This is a genomic window from Streptomyces sp. NBC_00091 (assembly GCF_026343185.1).
Taxonomy (GTDB): domain Bacteria; phylum Actinomycetota; class Actinomycetes; order Streptomycetales; family Streptomycetaceae; genus Streptomyces.
On the sequence record NZ_JAPEMA010000001.1, the window covers coordinates 4,905,848 to 4,930,921 of the forward strand.

At 73.2% G+C, this 25,074-nt stretch carries 25 protein-coding genes and 2 tRNA genes; 14 read left to right on the forward strand and 13 right to left on the reverse strand.

Annotated features, from left to right (window positions below):
* Positions 1 to 4 precede the first annotated feature (4 nt).
* From OOK34_RS22630 to OOK34_RS22655, 6 genes are all read right to left on the reverse strand, one after another.
* A complete protein-coding gene (locus OOK34_RS22630) occupies positions 5 to 1,030 on the reverse strand; it encodes a phosphotransferase family protein (protein ID WP_267035673.1) in 1,026 nt (341 codons plus the stop codon).
* Positions 1,031 to 1,211: 181 nt separating this feature from the next.
* Entirely contained in the window at positions 1,212 to 2,123 is a 912-nt protein-coding gene (locus tag OOK34_RS22635; protein WP_267035674.1) for an MBL fold metallo-hydrolase, read from the reverse strand.
* A 138-nt stretch (positions 2,124 to 2,261) separates the two neighbouring features.
* Positions 2,262 to 2,558, reverse strand: coding sequence for a hypothetical protein (locus tag OOK34_RS22640; protein ID WP_267035675.1), 297 nt, complete (start codon positions 2,556 to 2,558; stop codon positions 2,262 to 2,264).
* Positions 2,559 to 2,653: 95 nt separating this feature from the next.
* Entirely contained in the window at positions 2,654 to 2,977 is a 324-nt protein-coding gene (locus OOK34_RS22645) for a DUF202 domain-containing protein (protein WP_267035676.1), read from the reverse strand.
* Positions 2,974 to 3,372 (reverse strand): YidH family protein, encoded by a 399-nt coding sequence (locus OOK34_RS22650; RefSeq protein WP_267035677.1) that lies wholly within the window; start codon positions 3,370 to 3,372, stop codon positions 2,974 to 2,976. Before OOK34_RS22650 ends, OOK34_RS22645 begins: the two co-directional genes overlap by 4 nt.
* A 20-nt stretch (positions 3,373 to 3,392) precedes the next feature.
* Positions 3,393 to 3,935, reverse strand: coding sequence for an NUDIX hydrolase (locus tag OOK34_RS22655; RefSeq protein ID WP_267035678.1), 543 nt, complete (start codon positions 3,933 to 3,935; stop codon positions 3,393 to 3,395).
* Positions 3,936 to 4,022: 87 nt separating this feature from the next.
* On the opposite strand from OOK34_RS22655, the gene OOK34_RS22660 reads away from it, so the two are divergent.
* A complete protein-coding gene (locus OOK34_RS22660; protein WP_267035679.1) occupies positions 4,023 to 5,678 on the forward strand; it encodes an FAD-binding dehydrogenase in 1,656 nt (551 codons plus the stop codon).
* 71 nt (positions 5,679 to 5,749) lie between these two features.
* On the opposite strand, the gene OOK34_RS22665 is transcribed toward OOK34_RS22660, so the two are convergent.
* Positions 5,750 to 6,163 carry an ASCH domain-containing protein gene (locus tag OOK34_RS22665; protein WP_267035680.1) on the reverse strand — a complete coding sequence of 138 codons (414 nt, stop codon included), beginning with the start codon at positions 6,161 to 6,163 and terminating at the stop codon, positions 5,750 to 5,752.
* Positions 6,164 to 6,470: 307 nt separating this feature from the next.
* Here OOK34_RS22665 and OOK34_RS22670 point away from each other — a divergent pair, with 307 nt between their 5' ends.
* The 3 genes from OOK34_RS22670 (at position 6,471) to OOK34_RS22680 (ending at position 10,657) form a co-directional block, all read left to right on the forward strand.
* Positions 6,471 to 7,421 (forward strand): hypothetical protein, encoded by a 951-nt coding sequence (locus OOK34_RS22670; RefSeq protein ID WP_267035681.1) that lies wholly within the window; start codon positions 6,471 to 6,473, stop codon positions 7,419 to 7,421.
* Positions 7,422 to 7,447: 26 nt separating this feature from the next.
* Positions 7,448 to 8,998 (forward strand): APC family permease, encoded by a 1,551-nt coding sequence (locus OOK34_RS22675; RefSeq protein ID WP_267035682.1) that lies wholly within the window; start codon positions 7,448 to 7,450, stop codon positions 8,996 to 8,998.
* 219 nt (positions 8,999 to 9,217) lie between these two features.
* Complete coding sequence (locus tag OOK34_RS22680; protein ID WP_267035683.1) at positions 9,218 to 10,657, forward strand: amino acid permease; 1,440 nt, start codon at positions 9,218 to 9,220, stop codon at positions 10,655 to 10,657.
* Positions 10,658 to 10,785: 128 nt separating this feature from the next.
* Here OOK34_RS22680 and OOK34_RS22685 read toward each other — a convergent pair.
* A tRNA-Leu gene (locus OOK34_RS22685) sits at positions 10,786 to 10,870 on the reverse strand.
* A 148-nt stretch (positions 10,871 to 11,018) separates the two neighbouring features.
* Positions 11,019 to 11,103, reverse strand: a tRNA-Leu gene (locus OOK34_RS22690).
* Positions 11,104 to 11,272: 169 nt separating this feature from the next.
* On the opposite strand from OOK34_RS22690, the gene OOK34_RS22695 reads away from it, so the two are divergent.
* The 3 genes from OOK34_RS22695 to OOK34_RS22705 all read left to right on the forward strand — a co-directional run bounded on the left by OOK34_RS22695 (position 11,273) and on the right by OOK34_RS22705 (position 13,930).
* The gene (locus OOK34_RS22695; RefSeq protein WP_267035684.1) at positions 11,273 to 12,598 is read left to right on the forward strand and encodes a M20/M25/M40 family metallo-hydrolase; all 1,326 of its coding nucleotides are present in this window, start codon (positions 11,273 to 11,275) and stop codon (positions 12,596 to 12,598) included.
* 147 nt (positions 12,599 to 12,745) lie between these two features.
* Positions 12,746 to 12,979 carry a chaplin gene (locus OOK34_RS22700; protein WP_267035685.1) on the forward strand — a complete coding sequence of 78 codons (234 nt, stop codon included), beginning with the start codon at positions 12,746 to 12,748 and terminating at the stop codon, positions 12,977 to 12,979.
* A 153-nt stretch (positions 12,980 to 13,132) separates the two neighbouring features.
* Entirely contained in the window at positions 13,133 to 13,930 is a 798-nt protein-coding gene (locus OOK34_RS22705; RefSeq protein ID WP_267035686.1) for a chaplin, read from the forward strand.
* Between the two features lie 39 nt (positions 13,931 to 13,969).
* Here the strand turns inward: OOK34_RS22705 and OOK34_RS22710 are convergent, their stop codons facing one another.
* Positions 13,970 to 14,158: a DUF5703 family protein gene (locus tag OOK34_RS22710; RefSeq protein ID WP_267035687.1), complete on the reverse strand. Its 189-nt coding sequence runs from the start codon at positions 14,156 to 14,158 to the stop codon at positions 13,970 to 13,972.
* Positions 14,159 to 14,205: 47 nt separating this feature from the next.
* On the opposite strand from OOK34_RS22710, the gene OOK34_RS22715 reads away from it, so the two are divergent.
* Entirely contained in the window at positions 14,206 to 14,889 is a 684-nt protein-coding gene (locus OOK34_RS22715; protein ID WP_267035688.1) for a hypothetical protein, read from the forward strand.
* Between the two features lie 70 nt (positions 14,890 to 14,959).
* Here OOK34_RS22715 and OOK34_RS22720 read toward each other — a convergent pair whose 3' ends face one another.
* Together OOK34_RS22720 and OOK34_RS22725 are read right to left on the reverse strand one after the other, a co-directional pair.
* Positions 14,960 to 17,311, reverse strand: a complete 2,352-nt coding sequence (locus OOK34_RS22720) for an ATP-dependent RecD-like DNA helicase (protein WP_267035689.1) — start codon at positions 17,309 to 17,311, stop codon at positions 14,960 to 14,962.
* On the reverse strand, positions 17,308 to 18,291 hold the full coding sequence (locus OOK34_RS22725) for an aldo/keto reductase (protein WP_267035690.1): 984 nt from the start codon (positions 18,289 to 18,291) through the stop codon (positions 17,308 to 17,310). The genes OOK34_RS22720 and OOK34_RS22725 overlap by 4 nt, the downstream gene beginning before the upstream one ends.
* A 109-nt stretch (positions 18,292 to 18,400) precedes the next feature.
* On the opposite strand from OOK34_RS22725, the gene OOK34_RS22730 reads away from it, so the two are divergent.
* The gene (locus OOK34_RS22730) at positions 18,401 to 19,450 is read left to right on the forward strand and encodes an LLM class F420-dependent oxidoreductase (RefSeq protein ID WP_267035691.1); all 1,050 of its coding nucleotides are present in this window, start codon (positions 18,401 to 18,403) and stop codon (positions 19,448 to 19,450) included.
* A gap of 195 nt (positions 19,451 to 19,645) precedes the next feature.
* Positions 19,646 to 20,434, forward strand: coding sequence for a ferritin-like domain-containing protein (locus tag OOK34_RS22735; protein WP_267035692.1), 789 nt, complete (start codon positions 19,646 to 19,648; stop codon positions 20,432 to 20,434).
* 46 nt (positions 20,435 to 20,480) lie between these two features.
* Here OOK34_RS22735 and corA read toward each other — a convergent pair whose 3' ends face one another.
* Positions 20,481 to 21,473, reverse strand: a complete 993-nt coding sequence (corA, locus tag OOK34_RS22740; RefSeq protein ID WP_267035693.1) for a magnesium/cobalt transporter CorA — start codon at positions 21,471 to 21,473, stop codon at positions 20,481 to 20,483.
* 54 nt (positions 21,474 to 21,527) lie between these two features.
* Between corA and OOK34_RS22745 the strand changes: the two genes are divergently transcribed.
* The 4 genes from OOK34_RS22745 to mshC all read left to right on the forward strand — a co-directional run bounded on the left by OOK34_RS22745 (position 21,528) and on the right by mshC (position 25,051).
* Complete coding sequence (locus OOK34_RS22745) at positions 21,528 to 22,235, forward strand: histidine phosphatase family protein (protein ID WP_267035694.1); 708 nt, start codon at positions 21,528 to 21,530, stop codon at positions 22,233 to 22,235.
* 75 nt (positions 22,236 to 22,310) lie between these two features.
* Complete coding sequence (locus OOK34_RS22750) at positions 22,311 to 22,901, forward strand: DUF3090 domain-containing protein (RefSeq protein ID WP_267035695.1); 591 nt, start codon at positions 22,311 to 22,313, stop codon at positions 22,899 to 22,901.
* 5 nt (positions 22,902 to 22,906) lie between these two features.
* Positions 22,907 to 23,701: an SCO1664 family protein gene (locus tag OOK34_RS22755; RefSeq protein ID WP_267035696.1), complete on the forward strand. Its 795-nt coding sequence runs from the start codon at positions 22,907 to 22,909 to the stop codon at positions 23,699 to 23,701.
* Positions 23,702 to 23,821: 120 nt separating this feature from the next.
* Positions 23,822 to 25,051, forward strand: a complete 1,230-nt coding sequence (gene mshC, locus OOK34_RS22760; RefSeq protein WP_267035697.1) for a cysteine--1-D-myo-inosityl 2-amino-2-deoxy-alpha-D-glucopyranoside ligase — start codon at positions 23,822 to 23,824, stop codon at positions 25,049 to 25,051.
* Positions 25,052 to 25,074 lie beyond the last annotated feature (23 nt).

Here is a 25,074-nt window from a genome sequence, read left to right on the forward strand (position 1 = left end):
TGGGTCAGCCTTCCTGGAGCGTGGTCAGTCCGTGTTCGATGAAGACCGGGACCAGCTCGCCGATCCGGTCGAAGCCCGCGCCCACCGTCTGCCCGAGCGTGAAGCGGTAGTGGATGCCCTCGAGGATCACCGCGAGCTTGAACCAGGCGAAGGCCGTGTACCAGGCGATCGCCCCGGTGTCCCGGCCCGAGCGGGCGGCGTACCGCTCGATCAGCTCGGCGGGCGCCGGATGGCCCGGGGCCCCGCTCGTCGTGCTCACCGGGGAATCGGCCAGGCCCAGGTCCGAGCTGTACATCACCAGCAGCCCGAGGTCCGTCAGCGGATCGCCCAGTGTGGACATCTCCCAGTCCAGCACCGCCAGGATCGCGTCGTCGGGACCCCCGATCAGGACGTTGTCCAGCCGGAAGTCCCCGTGGACCACGGTCGCGGCGGGGGAGCGGGGCAGGGCCCGGCCCAGCGCCCCGTGCAGTTCGTCGATCCCGGCGAGCTCCCGGCCCCGGGAGGCGGCGAGCTGCTTGCCCCAGCGGCGCAGCTGCCGGTCGAGGAAGCCCTCGGGCCGGCCGAAGTCGCCCAGGCCCACCGCCTCCGGGTCCACCGCATGCAGGTCGACCAGGGTGTCCACCAGGCCCAGTACCGCCCGCCGGGTCCGCTCGGGCCCGATCTCCGCGAGCTGCCCGGCCGTCCGGTACGGGACCCCGTCCACGTACTCCATGACGTAGAACGGCGCCCCCAGCACCTCCTCGTCCTCGCACAGCAGCAGCGGCTCGGGCACCGGCACGGCCGTCCCGTGCAGGGCGGAGATCACCCGGTGCTCGCGCCGCATGTCGTGCGCGGTGGCCAGGACGTGCCCGAGCGGAGGTCGGCGCACCACCCAGCGGGCGGAGCCGTCGGTGACGGCGTACGTCAGGTTCGACCGGCCACCCTCGATCAGCCGGCCGCTCAGCGGGCCGGTCACGAGCCCGGGCCGCGCGGCGTCGAGATGGCCGCGCAGCCGTTCCAGATCGAGGCCTCGGGGGTCGGCTGGGGTCATGGTGCGCGCCTCCGTGCGAAGTAGGCGAAACAGATGAAGTGGACGAAGTGGACGGCGGGTGGTCCGGGGGCGGCGCCCCGGAGCCGTGGCCCGGGCGGCGCCCGCAGTCATCATGCCGACCAGTCGGTATGCCGTCCATAGGGCGGGCCGAAAGAACTCTCTCCGGCCCGGCGCGCTCAGGTCACGCGTGGCACAGGATCGGCGTCCCGCCGTTCATCACCGTCATGTCCCGCAGCACCGCCATGATGTCCAGCGGCGCCCCTTCCGGCTCCCCGGCCAGCTCCGCGTACGCCCGGTGCAGGTTCGCGACCAGCCGCTCGCTCTCCCGCCAGGCCGCGAACTCGCCCAGGTCGGCCCCGCGCGCCGTCTCCAGCGGGGTCAGCCCCTTCTCCCGGCCCTCCCGCGCCAGTTCGGCCACGTACCGCAGGTAGCGCTCGGTGGCCTCGTACGCGGAGGCGTCCGTCAGCGGCCCGTGGCCCGGTACGACGGTCCGCGCGCCCAGCGCGCGCAGCAGCTCCAGCGCCCGCAGCGAGCCGGCGAGGGAGCCCATCGCGAGGAAGGGGGTGCCCTCGGCGAAGACCAGGTCACCGGTGAACACCACCCGCTGCCGGGGCAGCCACACCACGGAGTCCCCGGTGGTGTGCGCCACGCCCGGGTGGATGACCTGGACCTCGGTGTCCCCCACGTGCAGGGTCAGCCGGTCGCTGTACGTGAGGTCGGGCGCGGTGATCTCTATCGCCCCGAAGTCGGTCGCGGGCCAGATCAGCTCCAGCTGGTGCCCGGCGGCGAGCTGCTCGGCGCGTGCGTTGTCGTGCCCGAGGATCAGCGCCCCGGGCGCGAAGGTGGCGTTGCCGTAGGTGTGGTCGCCGTGGTGGTGGGTGTTGACCACCGTCCGGGGCAGCGGCACCCCGGCCGCCACGACCGCCTCGCGCAGGGCCAGCGCCCGCCGCTCGGTGGCGGCGGTGTCGACGAGCAGGGTCCGGCCGCCGTCGCTGACGAAGCCGGCGTTGTTCAGGCACCAGCCCCCGTCCGGCTGGACGTAGGCGTACACCCCGGCCGCCGGCTGGACCACGTACGGCTCTTCGACGGTCATGGACGCTCTCCCCGGGACGCTGTGACAGATGGTCAGCATCCTGTCAGCCGGTGGGGTGCCCGGGGAGAGCGGGGGCGGCCGTACCCGCGGGAGGCCGCCCCGGACCGGTCGGTGGTCGTCAGTGGTCGTCAGCGGGCGTCAGTGGTCGTCGAAGTGGTCGTCGTGCTGGGCGTGACGGTGCCCGTCGTGCAGGTAGTCCAGGTGGTCGCCGTGCGGGACCGCGTCGTGCCCGCAGCCCTCGCCGTGCGCGTGGCCGTGGCCCTCGTGCGGGGAGTGCGCGGAGGTCTCGCACTCGTCCCAGTGCCCGGAGTGCTCCCGGTGCAGGTGGCCGTCGTGCGCGTAGTCGAGGTGGTCGCCGTGGGCGACCGCCGTGTGCCCGCAGCCGGGGCCGTGCTCGTGCGCGTGCGTGGGGTGTTCCTGGTGCAGGGTCGTCATGGCGCCGAGGCTAACCGTGAGTGCCCCGGATCGCCCGTTGTGTCCCCTCCGGTGTCACCGTGGCGCGGCACAAGCCGGACGATCGGACGAGCGGCTCAGACGATCACCGCCATCGCGAACACCGCCAGCGCCACCGAGCACAGCACCACCCCCAGCGCCACCCGCGGCGCCAGCTCCGGCGGCCGGACCGCGGCCAGCTCCCGCACCCGCCGGTGCGCCACCCACAGGAAGACCACCCAGATCAACGCGATCACCGCCGCCCCGGCCACCTCCACCCGCGAGCCGGACCCGTGCAGCGCCTGCCGCAGCGCCAGCACCGCGGTGACCGAGCAGGCCAGCGTCGTACGCCGCCACGCCAGCCGGGTCCGCTCGGGCTGGAGCCCCGCGTCGCGGGTGTCCGTACCGGGACGGCTGCTCACCGCCCGGCCGTCCACCCCAGCAGCACGACCACCACCATCGCGGCGGCCACCATCCCGACCCCCAGGCTCAGCACCACCGGGAACCGCGACAGCGGCAGGTCGTCGCCCCGCCGCATGGCCCGCTCGCAGCGCACCCAGTGGTTCACGGCCCGCAGCGCGCAGGCCGCCCCCACCGCCAGCAGCGCGAAGGCCATCCCGATCCGCACCCCCCACCGCAGGTCCGGCAGGAACTGGTCCACCGCGAACCCGCCGCCCACCAGGGCCAGCGCGGTCCGGATCCAGGCCAGGAAGGTCCGCTCGTTGGCGAGGGAGAAGCGGTAGTCCGGCGTCTCGCCCTCGTCCCGCAGCTGCTCCGGTGCGAACCAGAGCCGCACATCTTTGACGAAGTCGATCACGTGGCCAATTTACGTCCCCTTCACTCAGGCGGCGCGGGGGGCTGCGCCCCGGCCTCCCGGAAGGCGCGCAGCCGCCGGTAGGCCTCCAGCCCGTCCGGCACCCACGCCCACTCCCCGCCGGCGATCCGCCGCTCCAGCTCCTCCCGGGGGAGCCAGGCGTGCCAGTCCACCTCCGAGACCTGCGGAGCCACCGGCAGGGTGCACCGCACCTCGTGCACGTACGACCACCAGCCCCCGCCCGGACCCTCGTACAGGAACTTGAACAGCGGCTCGGGCCGAGCCAGCCCGCTCACCCCCAGCTCTTCCTCGGCCTCCCGCAGCGCGGCGCCCGCGTACTCCTCCCCGGCGCCCAGCACCCCGCCCACGAACATGTCGTAGTACGCGGGGAACACCAGCTTCGACGCGGTCCGCCGGTGGACGAACACCCGCCCCTCCCCGTCCGTGACCAGCACGAACACGCACCGGTGGAGCAGCCCCCGGCCGTACACCTCACCCCGGGGGGCCTGCCCGACGACCCGGTCGTCCCGGTCCACCACGTCCAGTACCTCATCAGCGGGATTCACGGACTCATCCAATCACCGCTGTTGACTGGTTACCGCTCCGTAGCAAAGGATCTGCCCACCACCGACCGACCGGAGGACGGGCCAGGTATGACGTACGACGCTGACGTGATCGTGATCGGAGCGGGCCTCGCGGGCCTGGTGGCCACCGCCGAGCTGGTCGACGCGGGCCGCAAGGTGATCCTCCTCGACCAGGAGCCGGAGCGGTCGATCGGCGGCCAGGCGCACTGGTCCTTCGGCGGGCTGTTCTTCGTGGACTCGCCCGAGCAGCGCCGCATGCGCATCAAGGACAGCCGCGAGCTCGCCCTCCAGGACTGGCTCGGCACCGCCGGGTTCGACCGGGAGGAGGACGCCTGGCCGCGCCGCTGGGCCGAGGCGTACGTGGACTTCGCGGCCGGCGAGAAGCGGCCCTGGCTGCACTCCCGGGGCGTGCGCTTCTTCCCCGTGGTCGGCTGGGCCGAACGCGGCGGCTACGACGCGAACGGCCACGGCAACTCCGTGCCCCGCTTCCACATCACCTGGGGCACCGGCCCCGGCCTGGTGGAGCCCTTCGAGCGGCGGGTCCGCGCCGGGGCGGCCCGCGGCCTGGTCCGGTTCGCCTTCCGCCACCGGGTCACCGGGCTGTCCGCCACCGCCGGCGCCGTGGACACCGTCACCGGGGAGGTCCTGGCGCCCTCGGACGCCGTACGGGGCACCGCGAGCAGCCGCGAGAGCGTGGGCGCCTTCAGCCTGCGGGCCCAGGCGGTCATCGTGACCAGCGGGGGCATCGGCGGCAACCACGACCTCGTGCGCGCGCAGTGGCCCGCCCGGCTCGGCACTCCGCCCGCGCGGATGCTCTCCGGGGTCCCGGCGCACGTGGACGGCCTGATGCTGGGCATCGCCGAGGGCGCCGGCGCCAGCCACATCAACAAGGACCGGATGTGGCACTACACCGAGGGCATCGAGAACTGGAACCCCATCTGGGCCCGGCACGGCATCCGCATCCTGCCCGGCCCCTCCTCGCTCTGGCTCGACGCCACCGGCAAGCGGCTGCCCGTACCGCTCTTCCCCGGTTTCGACACCCTCGGCACCCTCGAGCACATCATGCGCACCGGCCACGACCACACCTGGTTCGTGCTCAACCAGCGCATCATCGGCAAGGAGTTCGGCCTCTCCGGCTCCGAGCAGAACCCCGACCTGACGGGCAGGTCCGTCCGCGAGGTGATCAACCGGGCCCGGCAGTCCGTCCCCGGCCCGGTCAGGGCCTTCATGGACCACGGCGTCGACTTCATCGTGGAGCGGGACCTGTCCGCGATGGTCCGCCGGATGAACGAACTCACCGGGCAGGACCTGCTCGACGAGGCCACCGTCCGGCGCGAGGTCACCGCCCGGGACCGGGAGATCGCCAACCCCTTCACCAAGGACCTCCAGGTGACGGCCATCCACGGAGCGCGCAGGTACCTCGGCGACAAGCTGATCCGCACCGCCGCCCCGCACCGCGTCCTGGACCCCAAGGCGGGCCCGCTGATCGCCGTCCGGCTCTCCATCCTGACCCGCAAGTCCCTGGGCGGCCTGGAGACCGACCTGTCCTCCCGCGTCCTGACCCCCTCCGGCGACCCCCTGCCGGGTGTCTACGCGGCCGGCGAGGCGGCCGGTTTCGGCGGCGGGGGCGTCCACGGCTACCGGGCGCTGGAGGGCACCTTCCTGGGCGGCTGCATCTTCTCGGGCCGCGCCGCCGGCCGCGCGGCCGCCCGGGCGGTGGGATAGCCGCGCCGGGCGAAGCCCGCACGGGCGGACTGTGAGTCAGGCTGCAAGCGCCCCGGAGGCGAACCGAGCCCTCAAAGAAGGCGAAAGCGTTCGGCGACGACCAGGGTGTCGTCGTCCGCCGTGAACTGCGGATCGCCCAGCTCCGCGCGCAGTGCCTCGCTGTGCCAGAACCCCTCGTGCGCGGAGCGCCATTCGGCCACGGAGGCGAAACCCTCACCCTCGTCCAGCGCGTGCCGCAGTTCCACCTCGGCCAGCCGCAGCACCCGGACCTCCGTCATCTCCAGGACGGCCAGCGGCTGCTCCCCGGAGTCCACCAGCACCAGGCGTTCCCCCGGCCGGGGCAGCGGCTCGCCCTCGGCCTCGTACCAGCCCAACAGCCCCGTCGTGGTGGTCTTCGCCCCGCTGAGCACGGCGGCCACCAGCCTGTCGCGCTGTTCCCCGGGAAAGCCCAGTTCGAAGGGGCGGAGATCGTCATGGCTCGTCATGGATCCACCCTACGGAGCGTTCCCGCAGGTCACACCTTGATTTCGAACCGCCACATGCGTCCCAACTCGCCCCTTCTGCTCACCAGTTGAAACGCGCCACCCAGTGGACCGGACCTTGACGCGGAGCTGTGCCTACCGGTTTGCTGTGCGTGATCATCCGGATCGCTCACCGGCATGATCAAGCCGCACCGTCGGCATCCCACGCGTACCACCCGCACCACCCGCCACACCCGTACCGCCGTGCGTGCTCCCACGTACGTAGTCCACGCGCGTCCACACGCGCCCGCGTCCTGGAGGGAACCCGCGGATGTCCCCGCCTCCGCCGCCCCTCGGCCGCGCCCGCAAACGGGACGCCCAGCTCTTCGACCCGGCCCTGTGCGACACCGAACTCGTCGGAGTCCGGACCCAGTTCACCCAGGGCCGCTGGGCCAAGGCCCGTACCCTCCTCGTCGCCACCGGCGACGACTGGGACCGCCGCGGCCACCGCGTCGTCGTCCTCGCCGAGACCCCGGCCGCCACCGCCTGGGCCCGCGAATGGCTGCTCGCCGAACCCGAGAGCGCCGACGCCGCCACCCTCCTCGCCTGCTCCGCCGTCTTCACCGCCCTGCGCGGCAAGGGCACTCCCGAGGCCGCCGAGGAGGCCTGCCGTCGCGCCGCCGCGCTGCTCCCCGCCGACCCGACCCCCTGGCTCGGCCTGCTCATGCTCGCCCGCGCCTTCGGCACCGAGGAGGAGTTCAGCCGCCACTTCGACCAGGTCCGGGCCCGCCACCGCGAGCACCACCACGCCCACCACCTCATGGTCGCCAAGCTCGCCGAACGCACCCCCGCCGCCGGCCAGGACCCGCTCCACGAGGTCTACGACTTCGCCGCCTGGGCCGCCGAGGAGTCCCCGGCCGACTCCCCGCTCGCCGTACTGCCCGTGATCGCCCACGCCGAACGCTTCCGCGTCCTCGCCGCCGCCCGGGGCAGCGCCACCTCCGAGGCCGCCGCAGAGCACTGGACCGGCCGCCGCGCCCGCCAGGTACTGCGCTCCGCCTTCGACTGGTGGCTGGAGTGGGAACGCGAGGACCACCCCCGCAACCGGGTCGACCTCAACTTCCTCGCCCACGCCAAGCTCTGCGAAGGCCGCCCCGCCGAGGCGGCCGCCCTCTTCCACCGCATCGGCGGCCACGCCACCCCCGCCCCCTGGTCCTACCCGGACCGGGACCCGCACAAGGCCTTCCTCGCCGCGCGCAGTGCCGCGCTCGGCACGGCTTGACCAGTCACCCCCGAAAGGACCCTGCCATGCCGACGGGCAGATCCACCACGCTCCCAGCCGACACCGCGGCCGAGATCCGCACGTACAAGGGCCAGGACCGGGCCCTGCGGGCCGACCGCCTCGGCACCGCCGGACTGCTGCTCTCCGTACTCGCCGCCAGCGCCCCGCTGCTGGTCGTCGCCGGTGTCATGCCCACGATCTTCGGGGTCATGGGCATCGTCGGCCAGCCGCTGCTCTACGTGATCCTCGGCGTCGTCCTCGCCCTGTTCGGCGTGGGCTACGCCGAGATGAGCCGGCACGTCCACAACGCCGGCGCCTTCTACGCCTACATCGCCCGCGGCCTCGGGCCCACCGCCGGAGCCACCGCCTCCCTCGTCGCCCTCGTCGCGTACAGCGCCATGCAGGTCGCCGTGTACGGCATCCTCGGCTTCGAGATATCCGGCCTCTTCGCGACCTACCTGGACACGCAGCTCGCCTGGTGGATCCCGGCCCTGATCGCGGTCGCCGTCACCGGCGCCCTCGGCTGGCTCAAGATCGACCTCAACGCCAAGGTGCTCGGCGTTCTGCTGATCGTCGAGTGCGCCCTCGTCGTCGTCTTCGACCTCGCCGCCCTCGGCAAGCCCGGCCCCGAAGGCCTCTCCCTGAGCGCCTTCGACCCCGGCACCCTCGGCGGAGCCGGCCTCGGCACCGCCCTGTGCTTCTGCATCGCCGCCTTCGTCGGCTTCGAGCAGTCCCCGGTCTACGCCGAGGAGACCACCAAGCCGCACATCATCGTCTCCCGCGTGATGTTCCTCGCCATCGGCTTCGTCGCGCTGTTCTTCGCCCTCAGCTCCTGGGCCCTCTCGGTCGCCACCGGCCCCGCCGGGATCGTCAAGGCCTCCGCCGAGGCCGGGCCCGGCCTGCTCTTCGAGCTCACCCAGAGCCGCCTCGGCGCCACCTTCACCGACGTCCTGCACGTGCTCTTCGTGACCGGCATGTTCGCGGCCATGCTCAGCTTCCACAACGTCGTGGCGCGCTACGCCTTCGCCATGGGCCGCGAGGGCCTGCTGCCCGCCCGCTTCGGCCGCACCAACCCGGGCACCGGCGCCCCCGCGACCGGCTCCCTCCTCCAGACCGTGGTCGCCGCCCTCGTCGTCATCGTGTTCGCGGTCACCGACTCCATGCCGACCGGCGACCCCACCGCGCCCGTCCTGCACCTGTTCACCTGGATGGGCAGCGTCGGCGCCCTCGGCGTCACCGTCCTGATGGCCGCGGCCTCCGTCGCCGTCATCGCCTTCTTCGTCCGACGGGGCACCGCGGGCGCCCAGGTCTGGCGGCTCGTCGCGGCGGGCCTGGCCGCCCTGGCCCTGGTCGGGATCGCCGTCTACACCGTCAAGGACTTCGCCGTCCTGGTCGGCGCCGAGGCGGGCTCCGTGCTGAGCTGGGCCCTGCCCGCCATCATCGCCGTCGCCGCGCTCGGCGGACTGGTCAACGGGCTGCTGCTGAAGTCCCGCCGCCCCGAGGCCCACGCCCGGATCGGCCTGGGCAACGAGGCCTTCCGCCTCGACCAGGCCGCGGAGGCCACCCCGAGCGCCTGAGGCCCGTAGCCTCGTATTCATATCCCTGGGAAGCCCCCGGAGACCGTTTCCATGGTCCCCGGGGGTTTCCGCGTGCAGGAGGCCGATTTTGGCGGGTGGCCGAAGCTCATGGTCTCCTGGGTCGACAAAATCACCGGAACCGCAGCACGGGGGACACCACCCAGCTCCCCCGCACGCGGTCCGGACCTGCCTGTCCGACCCACGAAGGCGAAGTCCCGCATGAGCGATCGCACCTTGACCGAGGCCCCAGCCAAGGCGTCCCCCCGCCCTGTCGACGCCGGTGATGAGGGCTACAGCAAGGATCTCAAGTCCCGCCACATCAACATGATCGCCATCGGCGGGGCGATAGGCACCGGCCTGTTCCTCGGCGCCGGAGGCCGCATCGCCGGCGCCGGCCCCTCCCTGGCCATCGCCTACGCGGTGTGCGGCGTCTTCGCCTTCTTCGTGGTCCGGGCCCTGGGCGAGCTGGTCCTCTACCGCCCGTCCTCCGGAGCCTTCGTCTCGTACGCGCGCGAGTTCATGGGGGAGAAGGGCGCCTACACCGCGGGCTGGCTCTACTTCCTCAACTGGTCCACGACCACCGTGGCTGACATCACGGCCGCCGCGACCTACGCCCACTTCTGGTCGATGTTCACCGACGTCCCCCAGTGGGTGCTCGCCTTCATCGCCCTGGCCGTCGTCCTCACCGCGAACCTGATCTCGGTGAAGTACTTCGGCGAGATGGAGTTCTGGTTCTCCCTGGTCAAGGTCGCCGCCCTGGTGATCTTCCTGATCGTCGGCATCTGGCTCGTCGCCACCAGCCACGACATCGGCGGCAACACCCCGGGCCTGGCCAACATCACCGACAACGGCGGCATCTTCCCCTCCGGCGTCCTCCCGATGCTCCTGGTGATCCAGGGCGTGGTCTTCGCGTACGCCTCCGTCGAGCTCTGCGGCGTCGCCGCCGGCGAGACCGAGAACCCCGAGAAGATCATGCCGAAGGCGATCAACTCGATCATGTGGCGCGTGGGCCTCTTCTACGTCGGCTCCGTGGTCCTGCTGGCCCTGCTGCTCCCGTACACCGCGTACTCGTCCGACCAGAGCCCCTTCGTCACCGTCTTCGACAAGCTCGGCGTCCCCGGCGCCGCCGGCGTGATGAACCTGGTCGTCCTGACCGCCGCCCTGTCCAGCCTGAACTCCGGCCTCTACTCCACCGGCCGGATCCTGCGCTCGATGGCCATGTCCGGCTCCGCCCCCAAGTTCACCGGCGTCATGAACAAGGGCAAGGTCCCCTACGGCGGTGTCCTCTTCACCGCCGCCTTCGGCGTCGCCGGCGTCGGCCTGAACTACTGGATGCCCGGCGAGGCCTTCGAGATCGTCCTCAACCTCGCCTCCATCGGCATCCTCGGCACCTGGGCGATGGTCATGCTCTGCTCGCTGTTCTTCTGGCGCCGCGCGCAGAACGGCCTGGTCGACCGGCCGGCCTACCGCCTGCCCTGGGCCCCCTACACCCAGATCGTGACCCTGGTCTTCCTGGTCACGGTCCTGGTCCTGATGTGGTGCGACGGCGGCGTCGGCCGCACCACGGTCATGTTCCTCCCGGCCATCGCCGCCGCCCTCGTCGGCGGCTGGTTCCTGGTCCGCGGCCGGGTGGCCGAGCTCGCCGCCACCCGCGACTGACACCCCCGCCGTACGCGGAAGGCCCCCGGGCCGGGATCCGAGATCCCGGCCCGGGGGCCTTCTCCGTTCCGCCCTGCCGCCGCCGGGGAACGAAGAAGGACCCCGCCGAAGCGGGGTCCTTCTGTCTGTGTCCGAGGGGGGACTTGAACCCCCACGCCCGATAAAGGGCACTAGCACCTCAAGCTAGCGCGTCTGCCATTCCGCCACCCGGACCGGGTGTGTGCCGTACGCCCCTGGCGGGCCGTTGCGACGAGGGAAACACTACCAAACATTCCGGGGCCGCCTTCTCGCGCCCGGGGCGGCCGTCCCGGGGCTCCCGGGAACGAAGAAGGACCCCGCCGAAGCGGGGTCCTTCTCTTTGTGTCCGAGGGGGGACTTGAACCCCCACGCCCGATAAAGGGCACTAGCACCTCAAGCTAGCGCGTCTGCCATTCCGCCACCCGGACCGGGTGTGTGCCGTACGCCCCTCGCGGGCCGCTTCGACGTGGAAAACATTACCAAACCGCCGGGGGTCCTCGATCACACCCCCCGGTGGCCCGGGATCGCCCTTGGGCGGAAGGGCCCGGAGCGGGAGGATGGGGGAGGTAGCCGGTACTGATCAGTGGGAGGAACAGCGTGAGCGCATCGGGCGCGGGCAAGGCCGTCTCCGGAGAGGACGAGGTCGTCGACCTCTGCCGGGACCTCATCCGGATCGACACCAGCAACTACGGGGACCACTCGGGTCCCGGCGAGCGCAAGGCGGCCGAGTGGGTCGCCGAGAAACTGGCCGAGGTCGGGCTGGAACCGCAGATCTTCGAATCGCACAAGGGGCGGGCCTCGACCGTGGCCCGGATCGAGGGGGAGGACCCCTCGCGGCCCGCCCTGCTGATCCACGGGCACACCGACGTGGTCCCGGCCAACGCCGCCGACTGGACCTACGACCCCTTCGCGGGCGAGATCGCCGACGGCTGCGTATGGGGCCGCGGCGCGGTCGACATGAAGGACATGGACGCGATGACGCTGGCCGTCGTACGCGACCGCATGCGCAGCGGGCGCAAGCCCCCGCGCGACATCGTGCTGGCCTTCCTCGCCGACGAGGAGGCCGGCGGCACCTACGGCGCCCGGCACCTCGTCGACAAGCACCCCGGGCTCTTCGAGGGCGTCACCGAGGCCATCGGGGAGGTCGGCGGCTTCTCCTTCACCGTGAACGAGAACCTGCGGCTCTACCTCGTGGAGACGGCCCAGAAGGGCATGCACTGGATGCGGCTCACGGTCGAGGGCACCGCGGGACACGGCTCCATGACCAACAACGACAACGCGATCACCGAGCTGTGCGAGGCCGTCGGCCGCCTCGGCCGCCACCAGTGGCCGGTGCGCGTCACGAAGACCGTTCGACACTTCCTCGACGAACTCTCGGACGCCCTCGGAACCCCGCTCGACCCCGACGACATGGACGCCACGCTCGCCAAGCTCGGCGGCATCGCCAAGATGGTCGGCGCGACCCTGCGCAACTCCGCCGCCCCGACGATGCTCGGCGCCGGCTACAAGGTCAACGTCATCCCCGGCCAGGCCACGGCCCACGTGGACGGCCGCTTCCTGCCGGGCTACGAGGACGAGTTCTTCGCCGACCTCGACCGGATCCTCGGCCCGCGCGTGAAGCGGGAGGACGTACACGGGGACAAGGCCCTGGAGACGGACTTCGACGGGCGCCTCGTGGACGCCATGCAGGGCGCCCTGAGGGCCGAGGACCCGATCGCGCGGGCGGTCCCGTACATGCTCTCCGGCGGGACGGACGCCAAGTCCTTCGACGACCTCGGCATCCGCTGCTTCGGCTTCGCCCCGCTCCAGCTGCCGCCGGAGCTGGACTTCGCCGGCATGTTCCACGGCGTGGACGAGCGGGTGCCGGTGGACGGGCTGAAGTTCGGCGTCCGAGTCCTCGACCGGTTCATCGACAACGCCTGACGCCGGATAACGCCGGAGATTCGGGAAGGTGTGCGGATTCCACTGAGAAGAGTGAATGCGCTCATACGCTCGTAGCCCTGGTGATCCCTCCTCGTTACAGGTGGTGCGGTCCGCGGCTGGGACCGCACTTGCCTACTAGGAGGAACAATGCTCAAGAAGGTTGCCGCCGCTGCGGCTGCCACCGGTGGTCTGGTTCTCGCGGGTGCGGGCCTGGCTGTCGCCGACGCGGGTGCCCAGGGTGCGGCCATCGGCTCCCCCGGCGTCCTGTCCGGCAACGTCGTCCAGGTCCCGGTCCACGTCCCGGTCAACGTCTGCGGCAACACGGTGAACATCATCGCGCTGCTGAACCCGTCCTTCGGCAACACCTGCGTCAACGCCTGACGCATCTGAAGTTCTGGCCCCGGGGCGCTGCCAGCGCTCCGGGGCCGCCGGGCTTTTCGGGCCCGGATGCTCATTTCGGCGCGGCAGGCGGGGGAGCCCGTACGGCACGGCCTGTGCGTCGAACGGAACGTACACACCAGGGGACGAGTACAGATGCGACGACCGGTTCAGGTCACGAGGAAGACACTGATCACGATGGCGGCCGCGGGGGGTGTTCTGGCGCTCGGCGGCGGTCACGCCCAGGCGGATTCGGCGGCGTCCGGGCACGCCGCGAACTCTCCGGGCCTGCTGTCCGGGAACACCGTGCAGGCGCCGGTGGACGCGCCGGTGAACGTGTGCGGCAACACGGTGACGGTGGTTGGGGGTCTGAACCCGGCCTTCGGCAACCGCTGCGCCAACCAGCCGGGCAAGCCGCAGCACCCGGATCACCCGAGCCACCCGGAACACCCGCAGCACCCGGACCACCCCGGTCACCCGGGCAACCCGGGCACCCCGGGCGGCGGGCACGAGGAGCCGTGCGACGACGAGCCGGGACACCCGGGCAACCCCGGCACCCCGGGCGGCCAGACCCCCGGCACCCCGGGCACCCCGGGCGGGCAGACCCCGGGTAACCCCGGAACGCCCGGCGGCCAGACCCCGGGCAACCCCGGCGGGCACACCCCGGGCAACCCCGGCACCCCGGGCGGGCACACCCCCGGAAAGCCGGGTACGCCCGGTACCCCCACCGGCCCCGGCGCGGGCTCGGTCACCCCGGGCACGCCCGGCACGGTCACCCCGGGCACGCCCGGCACGGGCACCCCGGTCACCCCGGCCACTCACCCCGGCCAGGGGCAGGGCGTGGGCCTCGCCGCCACCGGTGCCGGTGACGCCCTGACGGCCGGTGTCCCGCTCGCCGGCGGTCTGCTGCTGGCCGGAGCCGTGCTCTACCGGCGCGCCCGCAACGCCGCCTGACGGCCACTCACGACGCGGGCCCCCGTACCGGGGCCCGCGTCACCAGGTCGCGCGGACCTGGCGGATGATCCGGCGGCGCAACCGCACGCGGCGGCTGCCGTCCCGGAACAGGGACAGGCGGTCCAGCTCCCAGTGCCCGTACTCGGCATGGTCGGTCAACAGGCGGTTCGCCTCCTGGCGGGAGGTCCCGCGAGGCACGTACACGTCGACAAATTCGTATTCCGGCATCGCATCTATTGTGCGGGCAGAGCCCCGCTACGGATAGCGTCTGCACTATGTCTGATGCCGCTCTGCCCACTGTTGCCGAGGTACGCGCCGCCGCCGAGGCGGTCAAGGCCGCTCTCGACCGTCACCTCGCCGCGGTCGAGAGCAGGATCGGGGACGAGGACCCGGCCGTCTACGCCGCCTTCAACGAACTCGCCGCCGCGGCCGAGGAGTACGACGAACTCCTCTACGACCGCTACGACGAGGTCACCCCCTTCGAGATCCCCACCCCCGAGACCGGTGTCCCGTACACCGGCCCCGCCGAGCCCGCCGCGTTCAGCGTGCTCATCCGCCGCGACTACGCCGTGGTCGAACCGGCCCGGCTGATCGCCCAGGCCGAACGCGTCGCCGCGCACGACCGGGACGCCGAGCTCCTCGACGACGCCGGCACCGCCGGAGCGCTCGGTGTGCTCTTCGGGGAGTACGAGCCCGACGAGATCGCCTCCCGCTACAAGGAGTTCGGTCTCGAGGAAGGCGACTCCACCCTCTGGATCGCCGCCCTGGAGGAGGTCGCGGAACCGGGGGACTGGTTGGGCTCGCCCTTCGGCCAGACCGATCCGCAGGACGTCCTGCACCGCTTCGACGTGAGCTCCGTCTTCGACGAGGAGCCCGACTTCGAAGACGAAGACGCCGAAGACGCCGAGGAAGCCGACGAGGAGGAGAGCGCCGCCGAGTCCGGTCTGGCCCCCGCCTGAGGGCCGGGTCCGCGGCGCCCGCCGTGCCCCCGCCCGGTCACCGGGCGGGGGCACGGCGCGCCGCCGTCCGCTACGGCTGCTCCTCCTGAGCAGCCGTCAGGGCCCGCAGCAGGCCCGTGAGCCGGGTCGTACGCGGCTTCGGCAGCACCTGCGCCACCGCGCGCGGCAGCGCCTCGTCGACCCCGTGGACCACGGACAGGTGCCGCTCGGCGCGGCCGAAGGCCGTGTACACCCAGTCCCGGGACAGGGCCTGCGCCGCGTCCCCCGGCAGTACGACGACCACCGCGGGCCAGCGCGCCCCCACGGCCTGGTGCGCCGTCACCGCCCAGCCGTGCCGCACCTGCGACTCCACCCGCTCCTTCGGTACGACGACCCGCGCGCCCGCCGCGTCCAGGTGCAGCCCCTGCGCGTCGGCCGACACCACCCGGGCCGGCAGCGCCCGCCCGGGGGAGGGCACGTGGACCACCCGGTCGCCGGGGTCGAAGCCGCCGAACCGGCCGGGGCCGGGGTTCAGCCGCTCCTTCAGGGCGGCGTTCAGCGCCCGGGTACCCGCCGAGCCGCCGTGGCCCGGGGTGATGACCTGCACGGCGTCCGCCGGGATCCCGAAGGCGCGCGGCACCGACTCGGCGACCAGCTGGACGGTGCGGTGCACGGCCTCGCCGGCGTCCCGCACGGGGACGATGACGACCTCCTTGCCGGGGGCGTCGACCTGGTTGAGCTCCCCGATCCCGACCCCCGAGACCAGCTCGCCGATCGGGCCGGGGTCCGGGGTGCGGGACACCACCTGGGGGAACGCGCGGGCCGCCAGCACATCGGCGAACACCCGCCCGGGGCCGGCCGATCCGAGCACCCCGGGGTCGCCGGAGAGCACCAGGCGGGCCCCGTCGGGCACGGACTCCACGAGGGCGGCCGCCGTCTCCACGTCCAGCTGGGGCGCGTCCAGGACGATCAGCAGGTCCAGGTCGAAGCGGCCGTCGGCGTCCCGCCCGGGGCCCTGCGTCCCCGCGAGCAGCCCGGCCACGGTGACGGCGCCGACGCCGACGCCGGTGGCGGGCGCGTGCGCCGCCAGGCAGGCCCGCAGGCCCAGTTCCCGGGCGGCCGCCAGCAGGGCCCGCGGTTCGGCGCGGGCGGCCTCGCCGCCGGTGTGGGTGACCAGGCCGTGGCCCGCGACGGCCCGGACCAGTTCGGCGGCGGGGCCGGTGGCGGCGGCCGACCAGTCGGCGGGGCCGCCGAAGGTGCCGGCCAGCCGGGCCAGGCCGTCCGCCAGGGCCTCCTCCGCCAGGGCGTGTTCCTCCAGGCCCACGAGGATCCGGACGGGCTGCTCCTCGTCCTCACCGGCGGGCGGCCCGAGCGGCTCGTGGAACACCAGCACCGCGCCCTCGCCGATGGCCGACTCCAGGGCCTCGGCGGGGGCCGGGACCCCGTACTGGGCCAGGGCCTTCTCCAGGACCGGGGCCTCCAGGGCGGTGTGCCCCTTGACGGCGGCCTGGGCGAGGAGCCAGCCCAGCAGGGCCGCGCCCCGGCGCTCGTCGGCGGGACCGGCCTCCGCCCCCAGCAGGGCCTGCGCGAAGCCGTCCGCCTGCGCCGGGCGCACCCCGGGGACCACGAGCAGCCGCCAGGGGTCCTCGGCCAGCTGCTCGGCCGCGCCCTCGCCGAGGGCCTCGGCGGCCTGCCCGGCCAGGGCCTCGGGGGCGCCGCCGCGGGTCAGTACGGCGCGGACGGCGCCGATGTCCGCGGCGGCCGGCGCGGGGGAGGGGGCCGGGGCCGCCGGGCGGGGCTGCGGGGGCGCCGGGGCCGCCTTGCGGGGAGCGGCCGGGGCCTCGTCGAAGTACACGGCGGCGGGCTTGGCTCCGCTCTCCACGGCCCGTACGGCGGCCATCAGATCGGCGGCCTTGCCGCTGAGCTTGCCGCCGGCCTCGACGGGGGCCTCGCGCTCGGCCTTGCGCCGGGCGATGCGCTCCCGCTCGACCTTCTGCGCGGCCAGCTCGGCCTGCGCCTCGGTCAGCCCGGGCGCCGGCTGCGCCTCCGCGGGTTCGGCCGCGCCGTCGGAGGTGCCGGTGTCCGGCCCTGCGGGGCTTTCCCCCACCCCGCCCCTTCCCGAAACCAAAGGCTCCGCCCCCGGCCCCCCGTCCCCGTCCGGGGCCCCCGGGGCTCCGCCCGGACCCTCCCGGCCGTCGGCGCCCGCCTCGCCGGAGCCGTCCCCGTCGGGGCCGGTGGACGCAGGGGCGTCCGCCTCGCCGGAGCCGGCCGGGGGAACCGGGTCTTCGTCCCGGGCCCGCTCGGCGGCGGTGGAGGCGGGTGCGTGCGGATCCTCGGGCTCCGCGCCGGCGGGGCCGGGCTCCGGGGTCGCCGCGGCGGCCCCGTGCGTGGCCTCCGCGGCAGCCGGGTCGGCGGGGCGGGCGGCCTCGGGGTCCGTACTCACAGCGTGCTCCAGTCCTGATCGGGGTAGCGGTGCACGGGCGCCGACACGTCGTCCAGCGCCCGGCAGATCTCCTCCGGAAGACTAAGCGCCTCCACCGACAGCGCCGCCCCCAGCTGCGCGGCCGTCCGCGCGCCGACGATCGGGGCGGCCACCCCGGGCCGGTCCCGGATCCAGGCCAGGGCCACCTGGAGCGGGGTCACGGCCAGGCCCTGCGCGGCCGTCACCACCGCGTCCACGATCCGCCCCGCCGCCTCGTCCAGGTACGGGTCCACGAGCGCGGCCAGGGAGGGCGACGCGCCCCGGGAGTCGGCCGGGGTCCCGTCCCGGTACTTGCCCGTCAGCACCCCCCGGCCCAGCGGGGAGGACGGCAGCAGGCCGACCCCCAGGTCCAGCGCGGCCGGGAGCACCTCCCGCTCCACGCCCCGCTGGAGGAGCGAGTACTCCATCTGGGTCGAGGCCAGCCGGGTGCGCGTCCCCGGCGCGGCGAGCTGCCAGGTCGCGGCCTTCGCCAGCTGCCAGCCGCTGAAGTTGGACACCCCCGCGTACCGGGCCCGCCCGCTGCTGACGGCCAGGTCCAGCACCTGGAGGGTCTCCTCCAGCGGGGTCTCGGGGTCGAAGGCGTGGACCTGCCACAGGTCCACGTAATCGGTGCCGAGGCGGTCCAGGGAGTCGTCCAGGGCGGCCAGCAGATGCCCGCGCGAGCCGTTGAAGCGCCGGTCGGGATCGGGCACGCTGCCCGCCTTGGTCGCGATGACCAGGTCCCGGCGCGGCACGAGGGAGCCCACCAGCTGCCCGAGGAGGTACTCCGCCTCCCCGCCGCCGTACACGTCGGCCGTGTCGACGAGCGTGCCGCCCGCGTCCCAGAACGTCTTCAACTGCTCGGCGGCGGCTTCCTCGCCGGTGTCACGGCCCCAGGTCAGGGTGCCGAGGCCGATCCGGGAGACGCGCAGTCCGGTGCGGCCGAGATGCCTCTGCTCCATGAGCGCTGAGACTACTGGGGCACTGACGCGGGGCCGTCGGGCGCGCTACAGTCCCCCGCAGACCCACGTTACTGATCGGTAAACCGGCACATTCGTAAGGGGACGACACATGCGGCTCGGCATCAATCTCGGCTACTGGGGTGCGGGCATGGACGCCGACAACCTCGCCGTCGCCCAGGAGGCCGACCGGCTCGGCTACGACGTCTGCTGGGCCGCCGAGGCCTACGGCTCGGACGCGGCGACCGTGCTGGCCTGGGTGGCCGCCCAGACGGAGCGGATCGACGTCGGCTCGGCCATCTTCCAGATCCCGGCCCGCCAGCCCGCGATGACGGCGATGACCGCCGCCACCCTGGACTCGCTCACCAAGGGCCGCTTCCGGCTCGGCCTCGGCGTCTCCGGCCCGCAGGTCTCCGAGGGCTGGTACGGCGTGAAGTTCGACAAGCCGCTCGCCCGGACCCGGGAGTACGTGGAGATCGTCCGCAAGGCCATGTCCCGCGAACGGCTGAGTTATGAGGGCGCGCACTGGACCCTCCCGCTGCCCGGCGGCCCCGGCAAGCCGCTCAAGCTGACCGTGCACCCGGAGCGCGAGCACATCCCGCTCTACATCGCCGCCATCGGGCCGAAGAACCTGGAGCAGACCGGGGAGATCGCCGACGGCGCCCTGCTGATCTTCCCGGCCGCCGAACACCTGGAGGAGACGGCCCTGCGGCACATCCGCGCGGGCCGCGAGAAGGCCGGGCTGACGATGGACGGCTTCGACGTCTGCCCGACCGTGCCGCTGGCCATCGGCGAGGACGTGACGGCCCTCGCGGACATGTTCCGCCCCTACACCGCCCTGTACGTCGGCGGCATGGGCAGCCCGAAGCAGAACTTCTACAACCAGCTCGCCCAGCGGATGGGCTACGAGAAGGAGGCCGCCGAGATCCAGGCCAAGTACCTGGGCGGCGACAAGGAGGGGGCGGCCGCCGCCGTCCCGCACTCGCTGATCGACTCGACCACCCTGCTGGGTTCCGTGGAGCGGATCGCGGACGGGATGCGGGCCTACGCCGAGGCCGGGGTCACCACCCTCACGCTGGCCCCGGCAGGCTTCACCCTCGACGAGCGGATCACCGCCCTGCGGGCCGGCACCGAGGCGCTGGAGCTGGCCGGCCTGGCCTGACGGCCGGACGAGGGAAAGGGCTCTGCGGCCGTGGTGGGGGCTCGGGGGGTCTTCCCCGCCACGGCCGACACAGCACACAACGCGCGGCCCGGCCCCGGGGTTACGCCCCGCGGACGGGCCGCCGGTTTCGTTCATTCGGCCGAGTAGTGCGACGTATCGGTTGCCCGCCCGATCGATCCGCATTTGACTCGTTCCATGCTCTCTGCCCGCAGCCTGTTCCAGGAGATCGTCGACCACGACGACTCCTTCCAGCTGTTCTGCTCGATCGCCGCCAGCGGGGAGTCCCAGGGCGGCTGGGAGAACGCCCGGATCTCCGCCCTGGTACCCGACGGCATGCGCGACCTCGCCCCCAAGATCACCCGGCACGGCGCCGACGAGGACAAGCACGGCCGGATCTTCCAGGCCCTGCTGCGCAAGCGCGGCCTGCCCGCCGTCCCCGTCCCGCCCGAGACCGACTACACGATGCTGCTGGAACGCCGCGGCATCGGCCTCGCGCACGACAAGCTGCGCCGCGACGAGCCCCTGACCGAGGAGGACATCGTCGTCTACCTCGCGCACAGCCGGGTCACCGAACAGCGCGCCGCCGACCAGATGGACATGCTGGTACGCCACTTCGGCGACCACCCCGAGGTCGGCAAGGCCATCCGCGTGATCAGCCACGACGAGGACAACCACCTCGCCTACTGCCACGAGGAACTGCTGCGCCTCGCCCGCGAGGGACACGGCCGGACCATCCAGCGGGTCCTGCGCGAGAGCGCCCTCGCCGAGATCGGCGTCTACCGGGACGTCAGCCTCGCCGTCATGGGCCACATGGGCCGGCTGCTGCACTGGCCCGCGCCCAAGGCCGCGGCGCTCTCCGCCGGCATCCGCGCGATGTACGCGTACGAGCGCTTCAGCGGCTGGCACCGCATGGTCCGGCTGCGTCCCCCGGAGCGCGAGAACCCGCTGGGCGGCCTGCCCGCGGCCTCCCACGGCTTCGCGTAGCCGGGAAGCCCGAGCCGGAGCCCCGGAGCCGGACGGCTCGCGAGGCTCAGAGCCAGCCGCGCCGCTTGAACATTCGGTGCAGGCCCAGGCACAGGCCCACCATGAGCAGCACCACCGCCGGATAGCCCCAGGTCTGCCTGAGCTCCGGCATGTCGTCGAAGTTCATCCCGTAGATCCCCGCGACCATCGTCGGGACGGCCGCCATGGCCGCCCAGGCGGAGATCTTGCGCATGTCGTCGTTCTGCCGGACGCCCATCTGCGCCAGGTGCGCGGCCAGCGCGTCCGACAGCAGCCGGTCCAGGCCCTCGATGTACTCGTTGGCCTTCGTCAGGTGGTCGGCCACGTCCCGGAAGAAGGGCTGGGCGTGCTCGTGCACGAAGGGCACCTGCCCGAAGGCGAGCCGGTCCATCGGCTGGAGCAGCGGGCTCGTCGCCCGGCGGAACTCCAGGACCTGCCGCTTGAAACCGTAGATCCGGGCGGCGGTGTTCTTGGAGTCCTGGGCGTTCGGCGCGAACACCTCCGCCTCCAGCTCCTCCAGGTCCGCCTGGAGTTCGGCCGCCACCTCGATGTAGTGGTCCACCACCGCGTCGGACACCGCGTACAGCACCGCCGTCGGGCCGTGCCGCAGTACGTCCGGCTCCTGCTCCAGCCGGCGGCGTACGGCCGCCAGCGCGGCCCCCTCGCCGTGCCGGACCGTGACCACGAAGGAGTCGCCGATGAACACCATCAGCTCGCCCGTGGTCACCGTGTCCGCGTCGTCGTCGTAGATCACCGGCTTGAGGACCACGAACAGCGAGTCGTCGTACACCTCCAGCTTCGGACGCTGGTGCGCCGTCAGCGCGTCCTCCACCGCCAGCGGGTGCAGGCCGAACTCCCGGCTCACATGGTCGAACTCCTCCGCCGTCGGCTCGTGCATGCCGACCCACAGGAAGGCGTCGCCGTAGGCCCGGGCCTCCTCCAGGGCGTCGGAGAAGTCCCCGGGGGCCTCGGAGCGGCGGCCGTCCCGGTACATCGCGCAGTCGACAATCACGCCGGGCATTCTCCCCCCACACGGGCCCGCCCGCATACCGGCGCCACCGCTTACCCTGCATGCATGGCCACGCTGATCCTCGTACGACACGGGCGGTCCACCGCCAACACCGCAGGGCTGCTCGCCGGATGGACCCCGGGAGTGGCCCTCGACGAACACGGCGCCGGACAGGCCGCCGCACTGCCCGGACGGCTGGACGGGGTCCCCCTCGCGGCCGCCGTCAGCAGCCCGCTCCAGCGCTGCCAGGAGACCCTGGCCCCGCTGCTCGCCGCCCGCCCCGGGCTGCCCCTGCACACGGACGAGCGGATCGGCGAATGCCACTACGGCGACTGGTCGGGCCGCAAACTCTCCGAACTCGCCGACGAACCCCTCATGAAGATCGTCCAGCAGCACCCCTCGGCCGCCGCCTTCCCCGGCGGCGAGTCGATGCGCGCCATGCAGAGCCGCGCCGTGGACGCCGTACGCGAATGGAACACGCGGATCGAGCAGGAGCACGGCGCCGACGCCGTCTTCCTCATGTGCTCCCACGGGGACATCATCAAGTCCCTCGTCGCCGACGCCCTCGGCATGCACCTCGACCTCTTCCAGCGGATCCACGTCGACCCCTGCTCGGTCACCGCGATCCGCTACACCCCCACCCGGCCCTTCCTGCTGCGCCTCGGCGACACCGGCGACCTCGCCCCGCTGATCCCGCGCGCGGCCGTCTCCGCCGAGAGCGAGACCGAGGGCGGGGGCAACGCCGTCGTGGGAGGCGGCGCGGGCGCGGCCTGATCGAACGGCGCAGTAGGGTGGCAGGGCCAACAGCAAGAGCGCAGCCCTGCCCCGCCTCAGACTTGGAGACCGGTCGTGCCCCGTCAGGTGTTCCTATACGACCCCCCGGACCGCTTCGTGGCCGGCACGGTCGGTCTGCCGGGGCGCCGCACCTTCTTCCTCCAGGCCTCCGCGGGCAGCCGCGTCACCAGCGTGTCCCTGGAGAAGACCCAGGTCGCGGCGCTGGCCGAGCGGATGGACGAGCTGCTCGACGAGGTCGTCCGGCGCACCGGAGGCAACGCCCCCGTCCCCGCCGTCGCCTCCACCGAGGCCGCCGACACCGCACCGCTGGACGTCCCCGTCGAGGAGGAGTTCCGCGTCGGCACCATGGCGCTCGCCTGGGACGGCGAGGAGCAGCGGATGATCGTCGAGGCCCAGGCGCTCGTCGAACTCGACGCCGACTCCGAGGAGGACCTCGCCGAGGCCGAGGAACGCCTGCTCCAGGACGAGGAGAACGGCCCGCCGATGCTGCGCGTCCGGCTCTCCGGCGCACAGGCCCGGGCCTTCGCCAAGCGGGCCCTCGACGTGGTCAACGCGGGCCGCCCGCCGTGCCCGCTGTGCAGCCTGCCCCTGGACCCCGAGGGGCACGTGTGCCCCCGCCAGAACGGGTACCGGCGCCAGGTGTGAGCGCCGTGACCCCGATAGAGGAGCTGCTCACCCGCGGTGAGCTCACCGTCCGCGGCCGCATCGCCGAGGCCTCCAACGCGGTCCTGCTGTGCACGGTCGCCTACGAGGGCCGAAGCGCGGAGTGCGTCTACAAGCCCGTCAAGGGCGAGCGGCCCCTGTGGGACTTCCCCGACGGGAACCTCGCCCGGCGCGAGCGCGCCGCCTACCTCGTCTCCGAGGCCACCGGGTGGGGACTGGTGCCGACCACGGTGCTGCGCGACGGCCCGTACGGAGAAGGCATGGTCCAGCACTGGATCGACGCCGGAGAATCACCGGAGTCCGGGCTCCTCGCGCTCGTCGAGGGAGAGGAGGCGGGGGAGGGCTGGAAGCCCGTCGCCCTCGCCGAGGTCGGGGAGGGCCGCACCGCCCTCCTCGTGCACGCCGACGACCCCCGGCTGCGCCGCCTCGCCGTGCTGGACGCGGTGATCAACAACGGCGACCGCAAGGGCGGCCACCTGCTGCCCGCACCGGACGGCAGGCTCTACGGGATCGACCACGGGGTGTCCTTCCACGCCGACGACAAGCTGCGCACCCTGCTGTGGGGCTGGGCCGGGGAACCGCTCACCGAGGAGGCCCGCTCGGTCCTGGAGTCCCTGCGGGACCAGCTCGCCGAAGGGGCCCCGCTCGCCACCCGGCTGGGCGAACTGATCACCGCCGCCGAGCTGGCCGCCGTACGGGCCCGGGTGGCCCTGCTGCTGCGCGAGGGGCGGCATCCGCAGCCCTCCGGGCAGTGGCCGGCGATCCCCTGGCCGCCCGTCTGAGCAGGCCGGTCGCCCGGATGTGGCGGACGCACAGAATCGGCCAGATCGCAAGAGTGCCGATCAAGCCAACAGTGCTGGTCGCATTCGTTTCCGGAACACTCGTCCGGTTAGGCTCGAAGCATGCATGCCTGGCCCGCTTCTGAGGTCCCCGCCCTGCCCGGCAAGGGCCGCGACCTCCAGATCCACGACTCCGCGACACAGGGGACGATCACCCTCGCCCCCGGTCCCGTCGCCCGCCTCTATGTCTGCGGGATCACCCCGTACGACGCGACCCATATCGGTCACGCGGCGACCTACAACGCGTTCGACCTCGTTCAGCGCGTGTGGCTCGACAACAAGCGGCAGGTCCACTACGTCCAGAACGTCACGGACGTGGACGATCCGCTCCTCGAGCGCGCGCTGCGCGACGGGCACGACTGGACCGAGCTCGCCGAGCGCGAGACCGCCCTCTTCCGCGAGGACATGACCGCCCTGCGCATGCTGCCGCCGCAGCACTACATCGGCGCCGTCGAGGCCATACCCGGCATCGTGCCGCTGGTCGAGCGGCTCCGGGACGCGGGCGCCGCGTACGAGCTGGACGGCGACGTCTACTTCTCGGTGGAGTCCGACCCGCACTTCGGCGGGGTCTCCCACCTCGACGCCCAGGCGATGCGGCTGCTGTCCGCCGAGCGCGGCGGGGACCCGGACCGCCCGGGCAAGAAGAACCCCCTCGACCCGATGCTGTGGATGGCCGCCCGTGAGGGCGAGCCGAGCTGGGACGGCGCCTCGCTGGGCCGCGGCCGGCCGGGCTGGCACATCGAGTGCGTCGCCATCGCCCTGGAACACCTGGGCATGGGCTTCGACATCCAGGGCGGCGGCTCCGACCTGGCCTTCCCGCACCACGAGATGGGCGCCTCGCACGCGCAGGCCCTGACGGGCGAGTTCCCGATGGCCAAGGCGTACGTCCACGCGGGCATGGTCGCGCTGCACGGCGAGAAGATGTCGAAGTCCAAGGGCAACCTGGTCTTCGTCTCCGCCCTGCGCCGAGCCGGCGTCGACCCGGCCGCGATCCGCCTGGCCCTGCTCTCGCACCACTACCGGGCGAACTGGGAGTGGACCGACGAGGTCCTCGCCGAGGCGGTGGCCCGCCTGGAGCGCTGGCGCGCGGCGGTCTCCCGTCCGGACGGGGTCCCGGCGGACGCCCTGGTCGAGGAGGTCCGCGAGGCCCTCGCCCGCGACCTCGACGCCCCGGCCGCGCTGGCGGCCGTGGACCGCTGGGTCGAGCGCCAGCTCGCCTCCGACGAGACCGACGAAACGGCCCCCGGCCTGGTCTCCCGCACGGTCGACGCCCTCCTGGGCGTAGCCCTGTAAAGCTGCGCACGGCGGGGCTGGAT